At 52.2% G+C, this 21,271-nt stretch carries 20 protein-coding genes and 1 other annotated feature; of the genes, 16 read left to right on the plus strand and 4 right to left on the minus strand.

Translation table 11 applies throughout. From position 1 onward, the window contains the following. Positions 1 to 44 precede the first annotated feature (44 nt). The 9 genes from NST37_RS09190 (at position 45) to leuS (ending at position 8,152) form a co-directional block, all read left to right on the plus strand. Complete coding sequence (locus NST37_RS09190) at positions 45 to 569, plus strand: YqeG family HAD IIIA-type phosphatase (protein WP_003390758.1); 525 nt, start codon at positions 45 to 47, stop codon at positions 567 to 569. After that, on the plus strand, positions 566 to 1,684 hold the full coding sequence (gene yqeH, locus NST37_RS09195; RefSeq protein ID WP_003390756.1) for a ribosome biogenesis GTPase YqeH: 1,119 nt from the start codon (positions 566 to 568) through the stop codon (positions 1,682 to 1,684). The genes NST37_RS09190 and yqeH overlap by 4 nt, the downstream gene beginning before the upstream one ends. A 60-nt stretch (positions 1,685 to 1,744) precedes the next feature. Continuing rightward, positions 1,745 to 2,596 carry a shikimate dehydrogenase gene (locus tag NST37_RS09200; RefSeq protein ID WP_003390754.1) on the plus strand — a complete coding sequence of 284 codons (852 nt, stop codon included), beginning with the start codon at positions 1,745 to 1,747 and terminating at the stop codon, positions 2,594 to 2,596. A 111-nt stretch (positions 2,597 to 2,707) separates the two neighbouring features. Then, a complete protein-coding gene (yhbY, locus tag NST37_RS09205; protein ID WP_003390752.1) occupies positions 2,708 to 2,998 on the plus strand; it encodes a ribosome assembly RNA-binding protein YhbY in 291 nt (96 codons plus the stop codon). A 3-nt stretch (positions 2,999 to 3,001) separates the two neighbouring features. Next, on the plus strand, positions 3,002 to 3,598 hold the full coding sequence (locus NST37_RS09210) for a nicotinate-nucleotide adenylyltransferase (protein WP_243014389.1): 597 nt from the start codon (positions 3,002 to 3,004) through the stop codon (positions 3,596 to 3,598). Continuing rightward, positions 3,582 to 4,160 (plus strand): bis(5'-nucleosyl)-tetraphosphatase (symmetrical) YqeK, encoded by a 579-nt coding sequence (gene yqeK, locus NST37_RS09215; RefSeq protein ID WP_003390747.1) that lies wholly within the window; start codon positions 3,582 to 3,584, stop codon positions 4,158 to 4,160. The genes NST37_RS09210 and yqeK overlap by 17 nt, the downstream gene beginning before the upstream one ends. 11 nt (positions 4,161 to 4,171) lie before the next feature. After that, positions 4,172 to 4,528 (plus strand): ribosome silencing factor, encoded by a 357-nt coding sequence (rsfS, locus tag NST37_RS09220; RefSeq protein ID WP_003390745.1) that lies wholly within the window; start codon positions 4,172 to 4,174, stop codon positions 4,526 to 4,528. Between the two features lie 5 nt (positions 4,529 to 4,533). Then, complete coding sequence (locus tag NST37_RS09225; protein WP_003390743.1) at positions 4,534 to 5,277, plus strand: class I SAM-dependent methyltransferase; 744 nt, start codon at positions 4,534 to 4,536, stop codon at positions 5,275 to 5,277. 46 nt (positions 5,278 to 5,323) lie between these two features. After that, positions 5,324 to 5,623, plus strand: a binding site (T-box leader). Between the two features lie 111 nt (positions 5,624 to 5,734). Then, positions 5,735 to 8,152 carry a leucine--tRNA ligase gene (gene leuS, locus NST37_RS09230; protein ID WP_251247213.1) on the plus strand — a complete coding sequence of 806 codons (2,418 nt, stop codon included), beginning with the start codon at positions 5,735 to 5,737 and terminating at the stop codon, positions 8,150 to 8,152. Positions 8,153 to 8,211: 59 nt separating this feature from the next. On the opposite strand, the gene comER is transcribed toward leuS, so the two are convergent. From comER to asnB, 3 genes are all read right to left on the minus strand, one after another. Continuing rightward, complete coding sequence (comER, locus tag NST37_RS09235) at positions 8,212 to 9,072, minus strand: late competence protein ComER (protein WP_003390740.1); 861 nt, start codon at positions 9,070 to 9,072, stop codon at positions 8,212 to 8,214. 67 nt (positions 9,073 to 9,139) lie between these two features. Next, positions 9,140 to 10,027 carry a helix-hairpin-helix domain-containing protein gene (locus NST37_RS09240; protein WP_339186595.1) on the minus strand — a complete coding sequence of 296 codons (888 nt, stop codon included), beginning with the start codon at positions 10,025 to 10,027 and terminating at the stop codon, positions 9,140 to 9,142. Between the two features lie 323 nt (positions 10,028 to 10,350). Next, the gene (asnB, locus tag NST37_RS09245) at positions 10,351 to 12,276 is read right to left on the minus strand and encodes an asparagine synthase (glutamine-hydrolyzing) (RefSeq protein WP_024984586.1); all 1,926 of its coding nucleotides are present in this window, start codon (positions 12,274 to 12,276) and stop codon (positions 10,351 to 10,353) included. Between the two features lie 239 nt (positions 12,277 to 12,515). Here asnB and NST37_RS09250 point away from each other — a divergent pair, with 239 nt between their 5' ends. The 4 genes from NST37_RS09250 to holA all read left to right on the plus strand — a co-directional run bounded on the left by NST37_RS09250 (position 12,516) and on the right by holA (position 17,671). Next, positions 12,516 to 14,900, plus strand: a complete 2,385-nt coding sequence (locus NST37_RS09250; protein WP_339186597.1) for a DNA internalization-related competence protein ComEC/Rec2 — start codon at positions 12,516 to 12,518, stop codon at positions 14,898 to 14,900. Positions 14,901 to 14,952: 52 nt separating this feature from the next. After that, positions 14,953 to 15,498 carry a sigma-70 family RNA polymerase sigma factor gene (locus NST37_RS09255; RefSeq protein WP_003390730.1) on the plus strand — a complete coding sequence of 182 codons (546 nt, stop codon included), beginning with the start codon at positions 14,953 to 14,955 and terminating at the stop codon, positions 15,496 to 15,498. After that, positions 15,498 to 16,370, plus strand: a complete 873-nt coding sequence (locus NST37_RS09260; RefSeq protein ID WP_339186599.1) for a hypothetical protein — start codon at positions 15,498 to 15,500, stop codon at positions 16,368 to 16,370. The genes NST37_RS09255 and NST37_RS09260 overlap by 1 nt, the downstream gene beginning before the upstream one ends. 254 nt (positions 16,371 to 16,624) lie before the next feature. Beyond that, on the plus strand, positions 16,625 to 17,671 hold the full coding sequence (holA, locus tag NST37_RS09265; protein WP_003390726.1) for a DNA polymerase III subunit delta: 1,047 nt from the start codon (positions 16,625 to 16,627) through the stop codon (positions 17,669 to 17,671). Between the two features lie 157 nt (positions 17,672 to 17,828). Here the strand turns inward: holA and rpsT are convergent, their stop codons facing one another. Beyond that, positions 17,829 to 18,104 carry a 30S ribosomal protein S20 gene (gene rpsT, locus NST37_RS09270; RefSeq protein ID WP_003390724.1) on the minus strand — a complete coding sequence of 92 codons (276 nt, stop codon included), beginning with the start codon at positions 18,102 to 18,104 and terminating at the stop codon, positions 17,829 to 17,831. A 159-nt stretch (positions 18,105 to 18,263) separates the two neighbouring features. Here rpsT and gpr point away from each other — a divergent pair, with 159 nt between their 5' ends. The 3 genes from gpr to NST37_RS09285 all read left to right on the plus strand — a co-directional run bounded on the left by gpr (position 18,264) and on the right by NST37_RS09285 (position 21,059). Beyond that, entirely contained in the window at positions 18,264 to 19,370 is a 1,107-nt protein-coding gene (gene gpr / locus NST37_RS09275) for a GPR endopeptidase (protein WP_003390721.1), read from the plus strand. 195 nt (positions 19,371 to 19,565) lie between these two features. After that, positions 19,566 to 20,747 carry a stage II sporulation protein P gene (locus NST37_RS09280; protein WP_339186601.1) on the plus strand — a complete coding sequence of 394 codons (1,182 nt, stop codon included), beginning with the start codon at positions 19,566 to 19,568 and terminating at the stop codon, positions 20,745 to 20,747. Between the two features lie 6 nt (positions 20,748 to 20,753). After that, entirely contained in the window at positions 20,754 to 21,059 is a 306-nt protein-coding gene (locus NST37_RS09285) for a DUF3679 domain-containing protein (protein ID WP_003390715.1), read from the plus strand. The last annotated feature ends 212 nt before the right edge of the window (positions 21,060 to 21,271 follow it).

The raw sequence follows: 21,271 nt of genomic DNA on the forward strand, positions 1-21,271 counted from the left end.
GTGCCGAAATCGCGGTTCTCGTACACACTGCTTGGAGGTGCCCCGTGTTTCTTGAAAAGCTGATGCCAGATCAGTACGTGGAGTCGATCCACCATATTGATATAGATCAACTGCGGGAGAAGAAAATCAAGGCTGTCATTACGGATCTGGACAACACTCTGGTGGAGTGGGACAGGCCGTATGCAACGCCGGAAGTGGAACAATGGTTGAAGCGTTTGCGCGATGAAGGGATTCAGGTAACCGTTGTATCCAATAATAACCGCGAGAGGGTAGACAAGTTTTGCACGCCTCTGGGTGTGCGATTTATCTCTGCGGCCCGCAAACCGACCAACCGGGCATTTATGCAAGCGATTGCCGAGATGAACGTAAAGATTCAGGAGACGGTCGTCATCGGTGATCAGTTGTTTACCGATGTGCTGGGCGGCAACCGGCTTGGATTTCATACGATCCTCGTCGTTCCGGTAGCCCAGACGGATGGTTTTTGGACGCGGTTCAACCGCAGGATGGAGCGTATGGCTCTTTATTGGATGCGTAGAAAGGGAATGATTTCGTGGAAGACAAAAGCATGATGGAGCAAAGCTTGGGGACATGTGCAGGATGCGGCATCGCGATCCAGACAGAGGATCAAAAGCGGCCGGGATACGCTCCTGCTTCCGCGCTCAAGCGCGAGACAGTGATTTGCCAACGCTGTTTCCGGATTAAACATTATAATGAAGTAGCTCCTGTAGGAATGGGAGATGACGATTTTCTCCGAATCCTGGATGGGATCGGATCGACGCAAAGTCTCGTCGTCATGGTTGTCGACATTTTTGATTTCCATGGCTCCTGGCTGCGGGGATTGCCTCGTTTTGTCGGGAACAACCCGATATTGCTGGTGGGCAACAAAGTGGATCTTTTGCCCCAAAATATCAATTTGAATCGCGTCCGCAACTGGATGCAGCACGAAGCCAAGGAACGCGGACTCAGGCCGGCCGATGTCGTATTGGTAAGTGCCCAAAAAGGATTGCACATCGATGAGCTTTTGGGACGTATCGGGGAACTGCGCAAGGGACGGGACGTCTACATCGTCGGTGTGACGAATGTCGGCAAATCCACGTTGATCAACCGCATTCTGCACGATTACGGATCGGCTGATCTGGAAATTACGACATCACCGTTTCCGGGGACGACACTGGACAAGATTGAGATTCCATTGGAGGACGGCCGTTCTATTTTCGATACGCCAGGAATTATCAACCGGGATCAGATCGGCCATATGGTGACACCGCAAGACTTGCGGAAAATTACGCCGACCTCTCGAATCAATCCAAAAGTGTATCAATTAAACGATGGCCAGTCCCTCTTCCTCGGCGGTTTGGCCCGGATTGATTTTGTACGCGGCACGCGACAGCCGTTTGTTGTGTATGTAACGAACGATATATACATCCACCGCACGAAGCTGGAGAATGCCGATGAAGTGTTTCAGAAGCACCACGGGGAAATGCTCGCTCCGCCGACAGGCCGTGAAGCCGCAGAACAGCTGCCCGCTTTTGTCAAACATTCGTTTAAAATTCGTCCAACGGGCACAACGGACCTGGTCATTTCGGGTTTGGGCTGGGTGAGCCTTCAGGGTAAAGAAGAGGCATCCGTCGTCGTACACGCTCCGAAGGGCGTCAGTGTAGGCATGCGAAAAGCGTTGATCTGACGCGTTTTGGCTGTCTTGCCATAAGCTAGATAGAGAGAGCAGAGGGGAAGGAACGGCTTCATGATAACAAGCAAAACACATCTGGTTGGTTTGTTCGGTCATCCGGTCTCGCATTCGCAATCGCCGCTCATGCACAACGCCGCTTTTGCAGAAGCGGGATTGGACTATGTATACATGGCTTTTGATGTGGCTCCCGAGCGTCTGTCTGAAGCGGTGGCAGGGATTCGATCACTTGGAATAAAGGGTGTAAATGTGACGATCCCGCACAAGGTGGCGATCATGCCCATGCTTGATGAAATCGATCCGCTTGCAGCGCGCATTGGTGCCGTGAACACAGTAGTAAACCGCGATGGCTATTTGGTCGGCTACAACACAGATGGTCTGGGGTACGTACGCTCACTGGTGGAAACGACAGGGATTACGCTGGAACAACAGACAGTGACCATGCTCGGAGCTGGCGGCGCTGCCCGTGCAGTCGCTTTTACGCTGGCGGAGCGAGGGGTGAAGGAGATCCGGATTATCAACCGTTCCCGCGAAAGGGCGACGCTTTTGGCGGAACACGTAGGAACGATTGTCCCTACGGCTGTCATCGACCCGGCCGAAGGCAAGGAAGCCATTGAGGATGCGAGCCTGCTGATCAACACCACGTCCATCGGCATGTATCCGCAAGTGGATGAGATGCCGGTGCAAGAGGAATGGCTCCATGCCGGACTGATCGTAAGCGACCTGATCTACAACCCTCTGGAGACGCGTCTGTTAAAAGCGGCGAGCTCCCGAGGCGCTCAGGTTCATTCCGGTATCGGCATGTTTGTCAATCAGGGCGCACTCGCTTTCGAATTATGGACAGGAGAAGCGGCTCCAACTGAGACGATGCGGGAAATTGTCCTGCAGCAGCTAAGCAAAGCGACCTGAAGCACGCTGCACAGATAAATGATGGAAGAATCAGTCGTGCGTCTGCAAATGAGTTAAAATAAAGAAAGCGCACTTCAAGAACAACAGATATACACAAAAGGAGATATGTACATGCTGACCGGCAAGCAAAAACGGTTTTTACGGGCACAAGCCCATCACCTTACCCCGATTTTTCAGGTGGGCAAAGGCGGCGTCAATGAAAACATGACGAATCAAATCAAAGAGGCGCTGGAGGTCCGCGAACTCATCAAGGTGGCCATTCTGCAAAACAATCTGGACGACAAGCATGAAGTAGCCGAAGCTCTGGCGGCGGGAGCAGAAGCGGAGCTGGTGCAGCTCATTGGCCATACGGTCGTGCTGTACAAGGAGTCCAGGGAGAACAAAACAATCAAACTGCCATAACCGATGGGACAGTCAAAAATCCAAATCGGAATCATGGGAGGCACATTTGATCCCATCCATGCCGGTCACCTTCTGGCCGCTGAGCAAGCAAGGGAACAAGCGGGGCTGGATGAGGTCTGGTTTATGCCGGCACATATTCCGCCGCACAAGGAACGGGCAGGATTGACCCCAGCCGGCGATCGGCTGCGGATGGTAGAGCTTGCTGTGGCGGATCACCCTGCCTTTCGGGCAATCGACATAGAGCTCAAACGTGGCGGTCCATCCTATACCTACGACACGATGCGAAGTCTCGTTGAGATGTATCCGGATTGCCAGTTTTCTTTTATCATTGGCGGAGATATGGTAAAAACACTACGGCAATGGTATCGGATAGACGACTTGGTCAAAATGGTGCGGTTCATCGGTCTTTCGCGTCCAGGGGCCGAGCTGATAGAAAGTGAATATCGCGATTTTGTGACCTTGGTGGAGATGCCGGCGTGGGATTTGTCTTCGACACTGATCCGGGAAAAAGCAGCCCGGGGCAAGAGCATTCGTTACCTCGTACCCCCGGCTGTCGAGCGTTATATAAAGGAGTACGGACTATATGAGTTGGTTGAATGATCGGGAAGCGCTTCTCAGCCAAGTCCGCGCCCAAATGCACGAGAAGCGGTATCAGCATACGCTGGGCGTGGCCGAAACTGCCAGACAGCTGGCGCTTCAGTATGGGGCAGACCCCGATAAGGCCGAACTGGCGGGTTTTTTGCACGACTACTGCAAATGCTGGCCGGTTGAAAGGATGCGTGACGTTCTCATTCGTCACGATCTCCCCGCCGACCTTTTGAACGGGGACAAGGAGCTGTGGCATTCATTTGCCGGAGCAATCGTCATCCAGACGGAGATGAATGTCTCCGACCCGGACATCATCCAGGCCGTTCGCTACCATACAACGGGCCGGGACGGGATGACGCTGTTAGAAAAAATCGTTTGTGTGGCAGACTATATAGAACCAAACCGAATCTTTCCCGGTGTTGAAACGATTCGCAGCTTGGCGTCGCAAGATCTGGATAAAGCTTTGGCGCAAGCTCTCGGCAGTACGATTCAACATTTGATCCAGCAGAAAAAAACGGTGTATCCATTGACACTGTTGGCATATAACGATCTCGTATCCGGACTGGATACATAAGGAGGAGTTTCATGGTTAAAACAGTAGAAGCCCTGGCAAGACTGGTGGCAAAGGCGGCAGAGGACAAGAAGGCGGAAAATCTGATCATCATGGACATCAGCAAGCTGTCCGTCATTGCGGATTATTTCATGATTTGCCACGGGAACAATGAACGGCAAGTACAAGCAATCGTTTCCGAGATCCGTGATCAGGCTCACAAGAACGGTTACAAGGTACGCGGCATTGAGGGAGCAGACGAAGGACGCTGGGTGCTTGTCGACCTGGAGGATGTCGTCATCCACGTATTCCATCGCGAAGACCGCGAGTTTTACAATCTCGAGCGGCTGTGGGCCGAAGCCCCTATCGTCCAATTTGGAGAGGAAGGCTGAGGTAAATGGCGTACGGGCAAATGGCGGCTGTCTACGACAGGCTGATGACCGACTCCCCTTACGATCAGTGGCTCGATTGGGCAGAGGGTGTCTGGACCAGGAAAGGGAAGCCGCGTCAAGTCATTGACCTCGGCTGCGGGACCGGAAGCATCGCCATTCCCCTGGCAAAAAGAGGGTATCAGGTGACAGGAGTTGATCTGTCTGCTGACATGCTTGCAGTAGCGTACGACAAGATGAGGCGGGAGCAGGCCCAAGTCAAATGGGTCGAACAGGACATGCGCGAACTGGCATTGCCCAAGACAGACAGTGTCTTGTCCTTTTGCGACTCGCTCAGCTACTTGACGGAAGAAGAGGACGTGAAACGGACATTTTCTCTCGTCTTCGAGCATCTGCATCCAGGCGGGACCTTTTTGTTCGACGTGCACAGTCCATACAAAATCCTGCACGGTTTTGGAGACCAGACCTTTACTCTGGCCGAAGAGGAAGTTTCGTACATTTGGCAATGTTTCTGCGATCCGCTGCGGCTCGAGGTAGCGCATGAACTGACCTTTTTTCTGCGGCAGGAAAACGGCTTGTACGAACGTATCGAGGAAGTGCATGAGCAGAGGGCGTATCAGCCATATGAGCTTGCTCGCTGGCTGATGGAGACCGGCTTTGTCGATGTGGAAATAACGGCCGATTTTAGCGGCCAGCCACCGCAAGAGACGAGTGAGCGTTTGTTTTTCTCGGCTTGCCGTCCGCGAGATTGACAGCATTGGCATTGATTGTCTATAATCGAAAGTACAACCACAAACAAGGAATGCGTTGATGAGGAGTAGTACGAAAGTGAAACGGCAAAAGAGAGTTGACGGCAGGTGAAAGTCAACCCGTCCCTTTCCGAACTCGCCTCGAAGCACTCTGCCTGAAGACCGTCCAGTAGGAGCGGTTGCGTAAGGGGGAGCGTCTATCCACGATACGGATTTTTCAAGCGGGTGAGCTTATGATTGCAAGCATCAGGACTTCTGCTTTCTGTGAAGCAAAGCGATGATCGGTGTGCCGTCTGTTCACCAATGTGGGTGGTACCGCGGGAGCGTATATAATCCTCTCGTCCCTTTTCGTTTCGCGATTGGGGGCGGGAGGTTTTTATTTTTTATTGAAGTGGCCCTCTTCTTCTTAATGGGCGAAGCATTTGTTTGTTTTCATGAATCTACGATAGGAGTGCAAATCATGGCTTACAATCATCAGGAAATCGAAAAGAAATGGCAGACGTATTGGGAAGAGAATAAAACCTTTAAAACGCTGGATGATCCGAGCAAGAAGAAGTTTTATGCTCTCGACATGTTCCCGTATCCATCCGGAGCAGGCCTTCACGTAGGACACCCGGAAGGCTATACCGCGACGGATATTTTGTCCCGGATGAAACGGATGCAAGGCTACAATGTCCTGCACCCGATGGGATGGGATGCGTTCGGGCTGCCTGCTGAGCAATATGCGCTGGACACGGGCAACGACCCGGCAGAGTTTACGGAGCGCAACATCAATACGTTCCGCCGTCAAATTAAATCTCTTGGTTTTTCTTACGATTGGGACCGTGAAATCAATACAACCGATCCTGCTTATTACAAATGGACACAGTGGATTTTTACCAAGCTGTATGAGCATGGCCTGGCGTATATCGACGAAGTTGCCGTGAACTGGTGCCCAGCATTGGGAACAGTTCTGGCCAACGAAGAGGTAATTGACGGGAAAAGTGAGCGCGGAGGACATCCGGTAGAACGCCGTCCGATGAAACAGTGGGTACTGAAAATCACCAAGTATGCTGATCGTCTGCTGGAAGATTTGGAGGAGCTTGATTGGCCGGAAAGCATCAAAGAAATGCAGCGCAACTGGATTGGCCGCTCTGAAGGCGCTGAGGTTGTCTTTTCCGTTGACGGCCACGACGAGACCTTCACTGTCTTCACGACCCGCCCGGACACTTTGTACGGCGCTACCTTCGCAGTGCTTGCTCCGGAGCACAAGCTGGTGGAGAAAATTACAACACCGGAACAAAAGCAGGCAGTTGAAGACTACCTGGAGCAAGCCAAACGGAAAAGCGATTTGGAGCGTACAGACCTGGCCAAGGAAAAAACGGGCGTGTTTACAGGTGCGTACGCAATCAATCCGGTAAATGGAGAAAAACTGCCGATCTGGATTGCCGACTACGTCCTGATCAGTTACGGTACCGGTTCTGTAATGGCTGTTCCCGCTCACGATGAGCGCGACTATGAATTTGCGCAAGCATACAATCTGCCGATCAAGGAAGTAATCCGCGGCGGAGATGTATCCAAGCAAGCGTATACGGGCGATGGGGAGCACATCAACTCCGGCTTCCTGGATGGATTGAACAAGGAACAGGCAATCAGTAAAATGATTGAATGGCTGGAGGAGAACAACAAAGGAAACCGAAAAGTAACCTTCCGCCTGCGCGATTGGCTGTTTAGCCGCCAGCGTTATTGGGGAGAGCCGATTCCGATCATCCACCTGGAGGACGGAACGATGAAGGTAGTGCCGGAAGCAGAGCTGCCGGTCGTCCTGCCGAAGACGAAGGAAATCAAGCCTTCCGGAACAGGCGAGTCGCCGCTGGCCAACATCAGCGAGTGGGTGAACATCGTCGATCCGGAAACGGGGATGAAAGCCCGTCGGGAAACCAATACGATGCCACAGTGGGCAGGAAGCTGCTGGTACTTCCTGCGCTTTATCGACCCACACAACGACAAGGCATTTGCCGATCCGGAAAAGCTGAAGGAATGGCTCCCGATCGACATTTACATCGGCGGTGCGGAACACGCGGTTCTTCATCTGCTGTATGCTCGTTTCTGGCACAAATTCCTCTACGATATCGGCGTTGTGCCGACGAAGGAGCCGTTCCAGAAGCTGTTCAACCAGGGCATGATTCTGGGTGAAAACAACGAGAAGATGAGCAAATCCAAAGGCAATGTCGTCAACCCGGACGAAATCGTTCACAGCCACGGTGCCGACACATTGCGCCTGTACGAAATGTTCATGGGTCCGCTCGACGCCTCTATCGCTTGGTCGACAAAAGGGCTCGACGGCGCACGCCGCTTCCTTGACCGCGTCTGGAGATTGTACGTAGATGACAATGGCGCGCTGAACACGAAAATCTCTCCAAAGGCTGACCTGCAACCGCTTGAGCGGGTGTATCATCAGACTGTGAAAAAAGTGACGGAGGATTACGAGAACCTTCGTTTCAATACCGGTATTTCGCAGCTAATGGTCTTCATCAATGAAGCGTACCGCGCTGAAGCTCTGCCAAAAACCTATATGGAAGGCTTCGTGAAGATGTTGGCTCCGATTGCTCCTCACATTTGTGAAGAGCTGTGGGAAAAACTGGGCCACAAGGAAACACTGTCCTACGAGCCATGGCCAGAATATGATGAGTCCAAGCTGGTAGAGGATGAAGTGGAGATCGTCCTGCAAATTAACGGTAAAAACCGGGAAAAACTGCTCATTCCAGCTGATGCGACCAAAGAGCAAATGGAAGAAATGGCTGGAAACAATGAGACGATCAAAGAGCTGATCGAAGGCAAGACAATCGTCAAAGTAATTGCAGTACCAGGAAAACTGGTAAATATCGTCGTTCGTTAAGAAAGTGCCAAGGAAGAGGAACGGAGCCATTCAAAAGGCTTCGTTCCTTTTTCTATGCTTCAAGACGAAGGGAGGCCGTTGCCATTGGCTGGCGGTACTGTTCGCAACTGGATTTTCACCATTTCCACGTCTTCTGCAAATTTGGAATGGGTGCGTCGGAATACCTCGCGAAAAACGCCGGGAATGCCGTTCTGAAGGGCTATAAGACCTTCGCCTGTAATCCCTCCGGGTACACAAACACGCTTTTCGAGAGCCTGGAAGGAGAACATCTCCTTTTTAAACAACTCCCCCATTCCAATGATCATTTGCATGGCCAAATGGGAGGCAGCTTCTTCCGAAATGCCGGTCTCTTCCATAGCGTCATTAATCATATGGCGAAGAATGTAGCTGACAAAAGCCGGGCCGCAGCTGGTAATATCGGAGGCCACCCGCAAAAATGGCTCTGGCACCTCTACCGGTTGACTGATGCTAGAAAAGAGATGAAGGATCTTGTCACGCCACTCGGGGGTAATGCGCATGCCGAATTCGCATAAACTGACGCCGCTGCCTGCGGCATTGGTAATGCTGGGGACCACTCTGGCAACCGGGCAGGGAACGAGCGACTCCAAATGCTCCAATGAAACAGGGCTCGTGATGGTGATTAAAAGATGATCCGAAGTCAACCAATCGCGGAGTTCAACAAGGACCTTGCTGTATTCAGACGGCTTGATGCACAGCAGCAGCACGGCGGCTTCCTTTGCCACTTGGGCATTGCTCGTGGCGACGACCAGACCGGGGTGACGGTCGGCAATTTTTTCTGCTTTGGCGACCGTCCGGTTGTAAGCGATAAATTGGCTGGGAGACAAGGCTTTGGCCGCAATCAGGGCATCGATCAATAGACTGCCCATGCTGCCCGTTCCAACAACGCCGATCCTTTCCATAGGAATTTCCTCCCTCTACTCATTCTCCCCCCATTCTATGAGATGACGAGCCCGTTCATGCTCCTTCTTACTGGATGCGGATCTGATCCTTCATCCGCTCGTAGATTTTCGCCCCGATCCCGCTGATTTGCTTGAGCTCATCCGGAGAGCGGAATCCTCCCTTTTTTGTTCTGTATTCCAAAATGGCCTTTGCGCGAGATTCACCGACACCTGGCAGCGTCATCAATTCCTCCAGGGTGGCCGTATTCACATTGACCCCCTTGCCGGCGGCGGAAGGAGAGGCGCTTCCGGAGCCTGAGCCCGAAGCGGAAGCGGAGGCAGAGGGGGAGACGGCGGAAGCCACATCTTGTTGTGAACAAGCAGAGGCGGCTCCTTTTACAGGAATGAGAATGGCGCTTCCGTCAGTCAATTTTTCCGCAAGATTGATTCGTTCCACGTCTCCGTCGGGAAGTGTTCCTCCTGCTTTTTCGATCGCGTCCGCCACTCTTGCTCCCGGCTCCAAAGCATAAAGCCCGGGGTGCTTTACTTTTCCTTTGACATCTACATAGAGGAGAGGAGGGGAAGCGCCAGTCCTCCCGCTGACGTTGGAGGAAGCACTGCCAGAAGAAGCACCGCCAGAAGAAACGCTCCCTGAAGAGGTGCCGCCTAAAGAGACACCTTCTGACGAAGCACCAGCACCCGATAACGCCGTGTATGGACTGCCTGCCCGGTTCACCCCCATTTCTGATACAACTCCGCCTTGCTGTTGGGGATTGGAGACGGCAGCAGGCAGTAACGACTCGGATGAAGCAAGCGTTATATCCGATTCGTTGGCCGACGCCACCTCCTGAAACGGACTGCCCGCGTGCACCGTATTTTGTTGTGCTCTGTAGATCCAAAAACTTACTCCTGCAAAGATAACCGCGAGACTTATGAGTATGTACCGGCGATAGCGCTCCCACAAGTCATACAGCATGTAAACACCTCCGTGATATGCAGGCATATTTGATGGACTGCCTGCATCTACAGGCATCCTACGAAATGACAGCGGGAGTACGCAAATTTTTCGAAAAATGCAGCCAGTATCGGAAAAATGAAGCGAGTATCGGAAAATTGGAGCGATTATAGGAAAAATGCTGCGAGTATAGGAAAGCTAAGGGAGAATTCCCGGGAAAAAGAAAAAGGCCCGCCCGTCATACGACGAGCGAAGCCTGTAATGATTTTGAATACGCTGCGACTGCAGCAGCGAAAGCGGGTGTTACTTGCAAGCCTTTCGCTTAGCCAATCCGCCTCAGTCTGTTAGCCGATCCTCTCCAGAGAGTCCTTTTTTCGGCGAATCTCCACACTCGGACTGACGTAAGGGCCAAACTGATGCTTTTGCTCAATAAAGATCTGATGCCACAGCATGAAGATCAGGATGGTCCAGATTTTTCGGCTGTAGTCGGCATGGCCCTCGCGATGTTCATCGAGCATATAGAGAACGTACGCCTTGTTGATCAGATGATCTACCTTGGACTCAAAAATAAGCTCCTTGGCCCATTTGTAGAATTCATTTTTCAGCCAGTGACGGGTAGGGACTGGGAAGCCCAGCTTCTTCCTCGTCTTGATTTCCGGAGGCAGGAAGTCTTTCATGGCTTCGCGAAGAACATGCTTCGTCGTGCCGTTGGCAATTTTGTATTTGGTCGGGATGGTAGCCGCAAATTCAAATACTTTTGTATCGATGAAAGGCACGCGCAGCTCCAATGAGTTGGCCATTGTCATCTTGTCTGCCTTCATCAAAATGTTGCCGCGCAGCCAGGTATGGATGTCCAGATACTGCATCTTGGTCACATCGTCAAGTGATTGCGCACGCTTGTAAATTTCCTCCGTGACCGACCATGGGGTCCGATATGACTCCGAGTGCAGGATATCCTGTGTGACCACGCGTTCCTTCATTTCTTCACTGAAGATCAGGGCATTTCCAAAAAAGCGTTCTTCTACCGTTTTGGAGCCGCGGATCAGGAAGTTTTTCCCTTTCACCTGATCAGGCAGTTTCTCTGCCAAAAAACGGACGGAGCTTCTCATCCAGTCGGGCATATGAGAGAACATGCGCAGGGAATGTGGCTCCCGGTAGATGTTGTAACCCCCGAAAAACTCGTCTGCCCCTTCGCCGGAGAGAACGACTGTCACGTGTTCGCTGGCCATTTGAGCTACGAAATAAAGCAGGATCGCCGAAGGATCGGCTACGGGCTCATCCTGATGCCAGACGAGTCTGGGCAACTCGTCCATGTAGCGCTGGGCGTTTACCACCAGCTCGTGGTGTTCGGTTCCCAAAAATTGTGCGGTCCTGCGGGCGTAGTCCAGCTCGCTGTATCCAGGGATGTCGGAACCGACAGAAAAGGTTTTGACATCCTCGAAAGTCCGCAGCATGGCGACGATACTGCTGGAATCCACTCCGCTGGACAAAAACGCGCCGCGGGGTACTTCACTGATCCGGTGTTTGTCAACAGACTCCAGCATGATGCTGCGGGTGCCTTCGACAAAGTAAGAAAAAGGCTTGCTCTCATCTGGCTTGAATTCCACGTCCCAATAACGTTCCAACTGAATCCGGTCGTTCTGGATGATGAAGAAATGAGCAGGCGGGATGCGGTAGATGCCCTGGTACATCGTTTCCGGGTCAGGTACGTATTGGAATGTCAAATAATGGTAAAAGCCGGTTGGATTTACTTCTCTTTTGACACCGGGGAGCTCCAACAGACTTTTGATTTCGCTTGCAACAGCAATCGAATCCTCTGTCTCAACATAATAGAGAGGCTTGATCCCGAATTGATCGCGCGCTCCGAACAGGCGTTTATTGCGTGAATCATAAATCGTGAAGCCAAACATGCCCCGCAAATGCTTGGGCGCGTCGGTTCCGACTTCCTCGTACAGATGCAGGATCGTTTCGATGTCGGAATCCGTATGGAATACGTGACCGCACTCCTTCAACCATTGCTGCAATTCTTTGTAGTTGTAGATTTCGCCGTTGCCGATGATCCAAATGTCTCGTGTTTCGTTAAACAGCGGCTGATGGCCGCCTTCCACGTCAATGATGCTTAAACGACGAAAGCCCAGTGCGATGTTGTCTTCCAGATGAAAACCGTCATCGTCTGGACCGCGGTGCAGGATAACACGGGTCATGGCGCCAATCGTCTCTTGCAGGACGGGCGCTTGCCGCTTGTTGTAGAGTGATACGATTCCACACATATGAAATGACTCTTCCTCTCACTCAGATTGCTCTAGCTAACTCTATCACGGATTGACGGTCAAAGCAATCTTTCCAATTGCCCAAGAAGCTGTGCCAGCCGTGGCAACAGACGCTTTTCTATGAAAGGAAGGGCGACAGTCAGGCAGCTTTTGCCCTCACAAAAAGCAGGGTCTTTTTTTTGTCCCGGAGAAGCGGTGTACACTGGTTGCTCCGATGCTTGATCCGGGAGGGGGATATCTTGACTGCTTTTGGGGCTAGTCTATCGTATCTGGCAGGGGTACTTGCCGGAGCTTATTTGTCGATTGCCTGGCTGTTTCTCTTTGCAGGGCTGCTTGCTGCAGTGTGCGTGTTTATTCCCAAGGAAGCTGGAAAGAAGCTGAGCCTCGTCAGTCTGATCTGTATTGGCAGCGGATTTTATTTTCATGTCTATGATAGCATGCATCAATCCTATTTGCGTGTCCCGGCTGCGGAGGAATCGCTGATCCATTTTCGCGGAGAGATTGCGACACCTGTCAAGCGTGACGGCGATTCGGCACGTTTTTTTCTTCTGGTTGAGAGCGTCGGGGTCAGCAGGGAACAAATGGAGGATTTGCCCGGCGCAGAGCGGATTGCGTTTCGGGTTGGATTAGAGCAAGAGCAGGAGGCAATGGCCATCGAGCAATGGCTTCCGGGTGACCGGATTGCGGGCAAGATGCTGTTGAGCTTGCCCGCAGGAGCCCGCAATCCGCACGCATTTGACTACGCGCGCTACCTGAGATGGCAGGGAGTTTACGTCACAGGTGAGGCGGAATATGGGGAGCTCGTCAGGGGAGAGGCCAGGACCGGGGTGATGAGGCTGTTCCATCAATGGCAAAACGATGCCAAGGAACGGCTGGACCGCGTATTCAGAGACGACGAAACGTCCGGCTATATGAGCTCGCTATTGCTGGGGGTAACTGACGGCGTTTCCCCGGAGACGCAGGAAATGTACGCCAATCTGGGGATCAGCCATGTTCTGGCGATTTCCGGCCTGCATGTTACGCTCGTCAGCGGCATGTTCCTGTGGGGGATCGAACGTCTTGGCGTTCCGCGAAAAACAGCGCTTGTTTGCACGATCGGGATGCTCGCAGGGTATGTGCTTCTGGTCGGAGCCAGCGCTTCTGCCGTGCGTGCCGGGATCATGGGAGGCATCGGCCTGTTGTACCAGGCGATGAGCCGGAAAATGGATGGAAAAGAACTGTGGGGCTGGGCCTTGATCGGTATGCTGACTGTCAATCCGTATCAACTGTGGCATATCGGCTTTCAACTTTCCTTTGCCGTCACGCTCGGCTTGCTCGTTTACGTCCCGATCAGCCTGGCGTGCATACGGTTTGGACCTTCCTGGCTGCGGGCAAGTCTAGGCGTCACCTTTGCCGCACAAGCTGTTTCGTTTCCTTTCCTGCTCTATCACTTTCATCAGTCACACTCTGTATCCTGGCTGGTCAATCTCGTCGCCGTCCCGATCCTATCCCTCGTAGTGCTTCCCGCAGGGTATGCAGCATTGCTCGTCAGCTTGCTTCATCCTGCTCTGGCCGTGCTGCCATCAGGTTTGGCATCGTGGATACTGGAGTGGCTGCACGATCCCTTATTTCGACTCCATCAGACAAATGTTCCGTTTTCTTATTGGCCGCATCCGGATTTGTGGTGGATGATTGCCTATGCCGTCTTTTTGGTTTTGCTCCCGATATTATGGAAAAACGGCTACCATCGGCGCAGGGATTTTTGGCTCTACGTAGCGGTCTATTTTCTCTTGCTCATCCTAGCCAGGCAGCCGTTTTCAGGGACTGAAGAAGTACGAATTACCTTCCTGGATGTAGGGCAAGGGGATTCTATCGTTGTCGAGATTGGTAAAAAGAAGGTATACTTAATTGATGCGGGAGGGACACCTGTGTACCGGAACAGGGACTCCTGGAGGAAAAAACGCGATCCGTTTGAGGTAGGTAAAGATATCGTAGCCCCGTTTTTACGGGCAAGGGGAATAGAACGGATCGACTATGTGGTGATGACGCACGGGGATCACGACCACATCGGAGGGATGGGAGCACTCGTATCGCGCTTTTCGATTGGTGCCGTACTAGTAAATGGCTCATCTCCCCGTGAAGAAGAAGAGAGCCTGATTGCGCGTTTCCGCGAGCGCCGTATCCCGGTACTGACAGGGAGGCCTGATCTAGCCTGGACGGATGGTCCGGGGGTGGAGTGGGTTTGGCTTCATCCTGATGGGAGCGGCACACAGACGGGCAACGATGCATCTGTTGTGCTCCAGCTTACCGCGTACGGTAAGACCGTACTCTTCACCGGTGATCTGGAGGAAAGAGGGGAAAATCAACTGCTGGCGGGGAAGCTGTCTCCGTCTGTAGATGTTTTGAAAGTAGGCCATCACGGCAGTCGCACATCCACTACTGCCGATTTTCTGGCTGCCATACAACCGAAAAACGCCGTCATTTCTGCCGGACAAAAAAACCGCTACGGGCATCCCTCGCCTGCGGTACTAACAAGATTACATGAAGCGGGTGCAAAGGTATTTCGAACCGATTTGCAGGGAGCGATCACACTCGTGATCCGGAAAGACTCCATCTATTGGGAGACGCAAATTTCCGATACATAAATACTTGCAACCTTTTTTAACAGCGCCCCGTCTGTAGGAGGGAGAGGAGAATATGGGAGAAGCAGAGTTAATCAGGAAAGCGCAATCCGGGGATCATGAAGCGCTTGTAGAGCTCCTCCGCACAATTGAGACCTCTGTCTACCGTAGCGCCTTTTACATCCTTGGCAATGAACAGGATGCTCTCGATGCCGCACAAGAAGCATTGATCAGGATTTATCGTAAAATAGATACGTACCAGGAGAAGGCGAAATTTTCCACATGGGTACAGCGGGTCGTGAGCAATGTCTGCATGGATAAATTTCGCGCGAAGAAAGAGACGGTCTCGATTGACGAGCACGAGTTAATCATTCCTGATCGTAACAACGTGGAAGACGAAATCCTTCTCAACAGTTTGTCGCAAGATATAAAAGCGGCAATTGGAAAATTGCCAAAGCAGTATCGCATGGTAGTCGTCCTGCGCTATCTGGAGGACTTCTCTTATCAGGAGATTGCCGAAGCGCTGGAATTGCCGCTAAACACTGTCAAGTCGTACTTGTTTCGGGCCAGACAACAGCTTCAAGAGCTGTTGCACGACTACGAGAAAGGGGGGATAGGTTGATGACCGACGAAGAAATTTGGGAATGCATGCAGCGGGATCTGGATGGAGATCTCTCACCGGAAGAGAAGCGGCAGCTTCATGACTTACTCCTAAAGAAGCCAAGCATGCAGCTCATGTATGACCGTTTGAAAAAAGTATCCGAGCAGTTGGAACAGCTTCCCCCTGTGACACCGAGGTTTAGTATTGTCGACACGATTTTGCCGCAGCTGGAGTCCGAGAAGGTCCGGCCAGCTGCCGCAGCCGGCTCGGAAAAGGAGATTTTGCCGAAGCTGGAGCCAAAGCAGTTGACAGCGAAAACATCACCCGTGCATGAGCGGCGAAAGTGGAACCGCGTCACCCTGTGGACGGCGCGGATCGGAAGCGGTGTTGTTGCTGCCAGTTTGTTGATCGGCCTTGTAGTAATGGGGAATCCCGCAAGTTCCCCGGATGAAGACGAATACCGGCAAGGAACGTCGGTCCAGCCTCCAGAAGAGGTCCAACCGGCTGTAGTGGGGCCGCCCACTCCCCCTCCCAGCAATAATCCATCTCAACCTATCGTACCTGAGGAGGAGAAGGAGCAGTCCCAGAAAGAACAACCGGTTAAACGACAGACTCCAAAACAAAAGACAACGCCAGTAAAACAACAGCAGCAACAGGTTCCAGCAAAAACGCAAAAGCCTGATCCAAACGTGCCCAAGCCCCCACCGAAGCCGGCCGTGAAAGGTCAGGACGAGAAGCCTGCCTTTCCGTACGGTGTAGCAGTACCGGATGAAGAAGAGAAGAAGAAGGAAAAAGAAAAAAAGGAAAAAGAAAAGGAAAAGCAGGACAAGAAGAAAGATGACGACTATGATCAAGATGATCGTCAAGACAAGGACAAAGACGATGAGGATTGACTAGGAATCCCTCGTGTCGAAAGCAAATGATGACAAGTGTACTGGCACCGATCCGGCAAGGGATGCGTATAGTAAAGTATCAAGCACCCCCTGCTTACCGTTTCGGGAGGAGGTATCCCGGGGCTTCTCCCCAAAACGTTTACATAGAGGTGCCAACGGAAGAAAACCGTGACCTGATGGGTTGCGGTTTTTTCGTTTGCAGGTGCACGTCTATGCTATAATTACACCGAATACGACCTTAGGGGGGGGACATCATGCCGCTTCTTTCGGCAATTCGGGAGATCAGACAAAAACAGTTCGCTCCGATTTATGTACTTTACGGACCCGAGTCCTTTCTCGCTGAGGAATTCATGACTCTAGCAAAGCGGGAAATGATCGATCCGGCATACGCGGATTTGAACCTGAGCGTGTACGACTGTACGGAAACCCCGCTGTCTCACATATTGCAGGATGCGGAGACGCTGCCTTTTCTGGGGGAGCATCGCCTGGTTATCGCCAAGCAAGCGTATTTTTTGACAGGCAGCAAGCCGCAGACGAAGCACGAGAGCGATCCGAATGTCCTGATTCCTTATCTGGAGCAACCGCCGTCATACACGACACTGATCCTGTACACGGATGCAGATAAACTGGACGAACGAAAAAAACTGGTGAAAAGCTTGCAGCAAAAAGCGAGGGTAATCCCGTTTCCGCACCTGCGAGATTCGGATTTGTACGCATGGATCGAGCGTCAAGCCCAGAAATACGAAACCAGTATGGAGAGATCGCTCGCAGCCAAGCTGGCGGAGCGGATCGGCGGAGATTTGCGCCTGCTTGACAAAGAGCTGGAAAAAATGTCTTTGTACGTTGGCGGGAAGGGCGGCGTGATTACAGACGAAGTGATCGAGAAGCTGGCCTCTCGGACATTGGAGCAAGACGTTTTTGCCCTGATCGAACAGATCGCCGCAGGCAGGCTGGACAAGGGGCTGCGCATGCTGTACGACTGTTTGAAGACGGGAGAAGAGCCGATTCGTCTGCTCGCGCTGATGGCCAGACAATTTCGTCTGTTGCTGCACGTCCGGCAATGGGCGCCCAAGGGCTATTCGCAACAGCAGTTGGCCGGGATGCTGAAGGTTCATCCATATGCAGTGAAAAAGGCGGGAGAACAGGCCCGCTATTTTTCAGAAGAGGCGCTTCGCAAGCTTCTTGCCATTTTGGCGGAAGAGGATTTCCGGATGAAGTCGGGACAGGTGGACAAGCGGCTGGCTCTGGAGCTGTTTATGACGCGCGTATTTGAGGAAAGGATGAAAGCCAAGCGGTCCTGACCGTTTGGCTTTTTGTCCGTCCAGGACGCTGCCTTTCTGTTTGCTAGAGAAAGGCGTCGCTTCAGAAGAAAAAACGAGCTTCAGAACAGCGATGCGACAAATTTTTTCAAACAAAAAACCCGTGAACGAAATGTTCGCGGGTTTTTCCGGTTCAACGTTACGCTACAGGAGCAGACAGAACGTTGAGCTTTTTCATCAAGCGAGACTTTTGACGGTTTGCTGCGTTTTTATGAATGAGACCTTTCGTAGCGGCCTTGTCCAGCTTTTTCACAGCCACCAGAAGAGTGGATTTCGCCAAATCTACATCTTGAGCAGCTACCGCTTTCTCAAAGTTTTTCACAGCAGTACGCAGATCGGACTTTTGAGAAGCACGTTGTGCGCGGCGCTTTTCGATTTGCTTGGTGCGTTTAATCGCGGATTTAATGTTTGGCATGTGTGTCACCTCCTTAGACGACCATGGGCGTGCAATACATACAACAAAACATATTCTAGCATGCAGTTCACCCATTTGCAAGAAAGGATTCGGAATAAAAAATGATGATTCAAGCAAGCTAGTAGCAGGAACAAAATGGGGAAAGGAAGTGTCACGGTGATGGAACACAATATCGACTTGTCAAGGTACGCTATACGAACAGACCTTGCTCTGGAGGCACATGAGCTGGTACAAGAGCAGCAGAGCGCTTCCGATGTCATGCCGGGAGTGCGGATTGAAACGGATGACAGCGAGCGGGGAATCAAGGTTACCCGTCTGCAGGTGGAAACCGAGGAGGCGGGGAGAACTATCGGGAAACTGCCAGGCCACTATATCACCATCGAAGTGCCAAAGCTGCGGGACAACGATACAGCGGTCGAAGAGCAGGTCGCGCGGCGCTTTACAAAAGAGTTTGCCGCTTTTCTTGAACGCCTGGGGATTACGGAGGACAAAAAGGCGCTCGTCGTCGGTTTGGGAAACTGGAATGTGACGCCGGACGCTCTGGGACCAATGGTCGTGGAGAACCTCCTGGTGACTCGCCATCTGTTTACGCTTGCACCAGAGTCGGTAGAGGAAGGGTATCGGGAGGTAAGCGCCTTGTCCCCAGGGGTACTCGGCATTACCGGCATCGAGACGAGTGAAATTGTTTTCGGCGTGGTGGAAAAGAGCAAGCCTGACTTCGTCATATGCATTGACGCCTTGGCCTCGCGGGCGCTCCATCGGGTAAATACCACGATCCAGATCTCCGATACCGGTATTCATCCGGGATCAGGCGTCGGCAACAAGCGGAAGGCAATCGACAAACAGACGCTTGGTGTTCCGGTAATCGCGATCGGCGTTCCGACAGTTGTTTTTGCCTCGACGATTGTGAACGATGCGATTACGTATCTGCTCGGCCATTTCGGTCAATCCATGAAGGAGAGCAGCCGGGCATTCAACAAGCTGGCGATGAGCTCGCTCCCCGAGCGGAAGGAACCGTACACCGAGGAGGACCTGCCGGACATGGAGTCGAGGAAGACCTTTATGGGATTGGTAGGCTCGCTTCCCGAACAAGAGAAGCAGCAACTGATCCATGAAGTTCTGCGCCCGCTTGGTCAGGATTTGGTAGTTACGCCAAAAGAGGTAGACGATTTTATCGAGGGGGTCGCCAACGTGATCGCGACCGGTTTGAATCGTGCTCTTCACCGTGCTGTGGACGGTCAAAACAGTGCCGCATATACGCATTGAGGGAGCGTAAACGGCGAACACAAGCGGAGCAGACAAGTCCCAACCTCCGCAAAAAAACGCAAGCAAAACACAATTGAGAGAAAAGCTAGGAAGGGGTTCTATCGTCTCTATGACGCTCATAGGCTAAAGCATAGACAAGCGGTCGACGAGCAGGTCGTCTTGGATTGTCAACGCCGCAGCATGAGGAGGAGACAGATGGCACCCCTGATACAACGTCAATTTATTATCCTTTCCATACTTACCGCCTTTCTCTTTGTAGTGACTGGACTGATGTCCCTCGGCGGAAATCGCGTCATGATCGTCTCGACTGCGGTTCAACAGGCAGCCGCCCACGTGTCCAGCTTGCACATGCTGAAATGGATGGGCCAGGAGATTCCTGCCCTGACTGATACTGTACACGCCTCGACAGACAGAGGGGCAAACAGCGTGACTGGCTTCATGTTTCAGCTTGCGACAAGCATCAATCCGGGCGATTTGCGCAGCTTGCTGGGCCGAGAGATCCCCGGATTGTTGACAGGGGAAGCTCCGCGTTTTGGCAATGCGGGAGAGGGAACGGCGCTCGCCGAACATTATGCCGAGTACCCGCCTGCTCCAAAGCAGGTGATCGATGCATCTCCTCCCGCTGCCAACGGGGAGCCGGCCGTAGAAGCGACTGCCCCGGCAGCAGAAGACAATAAAAAAGATCCTGCAGCAAGACCTACGACAGGCAACAAAAAAATCGTCTATGTGTACCACTCCCACAACCGCGAGTCATGGCTAAGCGAGACAAAGCAGGTCGGGACATCCGTCAATCATCCAAAACGAAATATTTCACTGGTAGGAGAGCATCTCGCCGAAAAGCTGAACGACCTCGGGATCGGGGCAGATGTAAATCGGGATGACATTTATCAGCGTTTGCTGGACAAAGGCAGAGACTATACGCATTCTTACGCAGAATCCCTGCAAGCGATACGGACAGCAACCGAAAAAAACCGGGAGCTCCACTATTTCTTCGACCTTCATCGCGATACGCTTCCGCGAAAGGAAACGACCGTCACCATCAAGGGAAAAACGTATGCAAGAACGCTGTTCGTCGTCGGCAAACGCAACAAAAACTACGAGAAAAACGAAGCCTTTGCCGACGCTCTTCATCAGATTATGGAGAAGAAGTATCCGGGATTGTCGCGCGGCAAGCTGGAAAAAGGGGCAAAAACTGATCACGGCGAGTATAATCAGTCCATTTCACCGGGAAGTCTGTTAATAGAGATCGGAGGCACGGAAAATACGCTGCAGGAGTCGCTCAATACGGCAGAAGCGATCGCAGACGTATTCGCGGAGTACTATTGGCAGGCGGAGAAGGTAACGAAGCCCGAAACAGGGCCGCCCGCGAAAGGGTGAGTGGGAATGAATGTGACGGTAAAGCTGACAGGACTTTTATTCGTCCTGCTGATCGGAGTGGTGCTGGGCTTGCAAACGGCGGAGCGCGGCATCCAGAAGGTGAGCGGAATGCCGGAGCAGCCGCCGCAGACTTTTTCCATCAAAAAGATAGATAACGGGAAAATGGAAATCGCCGTAATGGGCAAGCAAGTCCAGACAGCGCCCGGTCAGGTGGTCAACTACATGAGCAATGCAGGGCAATCCTTGGGGCAGATCGTAAAAGACGGCGCCAGGGTCGCAATCGAGTGGCTAGCCAGTATTTTTGACCCATAAGAGTAGTTTATGGACAAACAGATTGGCGAAAAAGCAAGAGGATGCAAACAAGCCCGCCATGCGGGCTTTTCTTCATTTGGTTCCGTTATAGGTAATATTTAATATGTTTAGCCTAATTGTAATTTTCTAAATTTAATATGTTGCCAAAAAATTGGATTAATGGCATAATGTTGACAGTTAGTCATCTTGTCCCATGGAATATAAAGGTTAGA

This window comes from Brevibacillus sp. FSL K6-6036 (assembly GCF_037964015.1).
In the GTDB taxonomy this organism is placed as follows: Bacteria; Bacillota; Bacilli; order Brevibacillales; family Brevibacillaceae; genus Brevibacillus; species Brevibacillus borstelensis.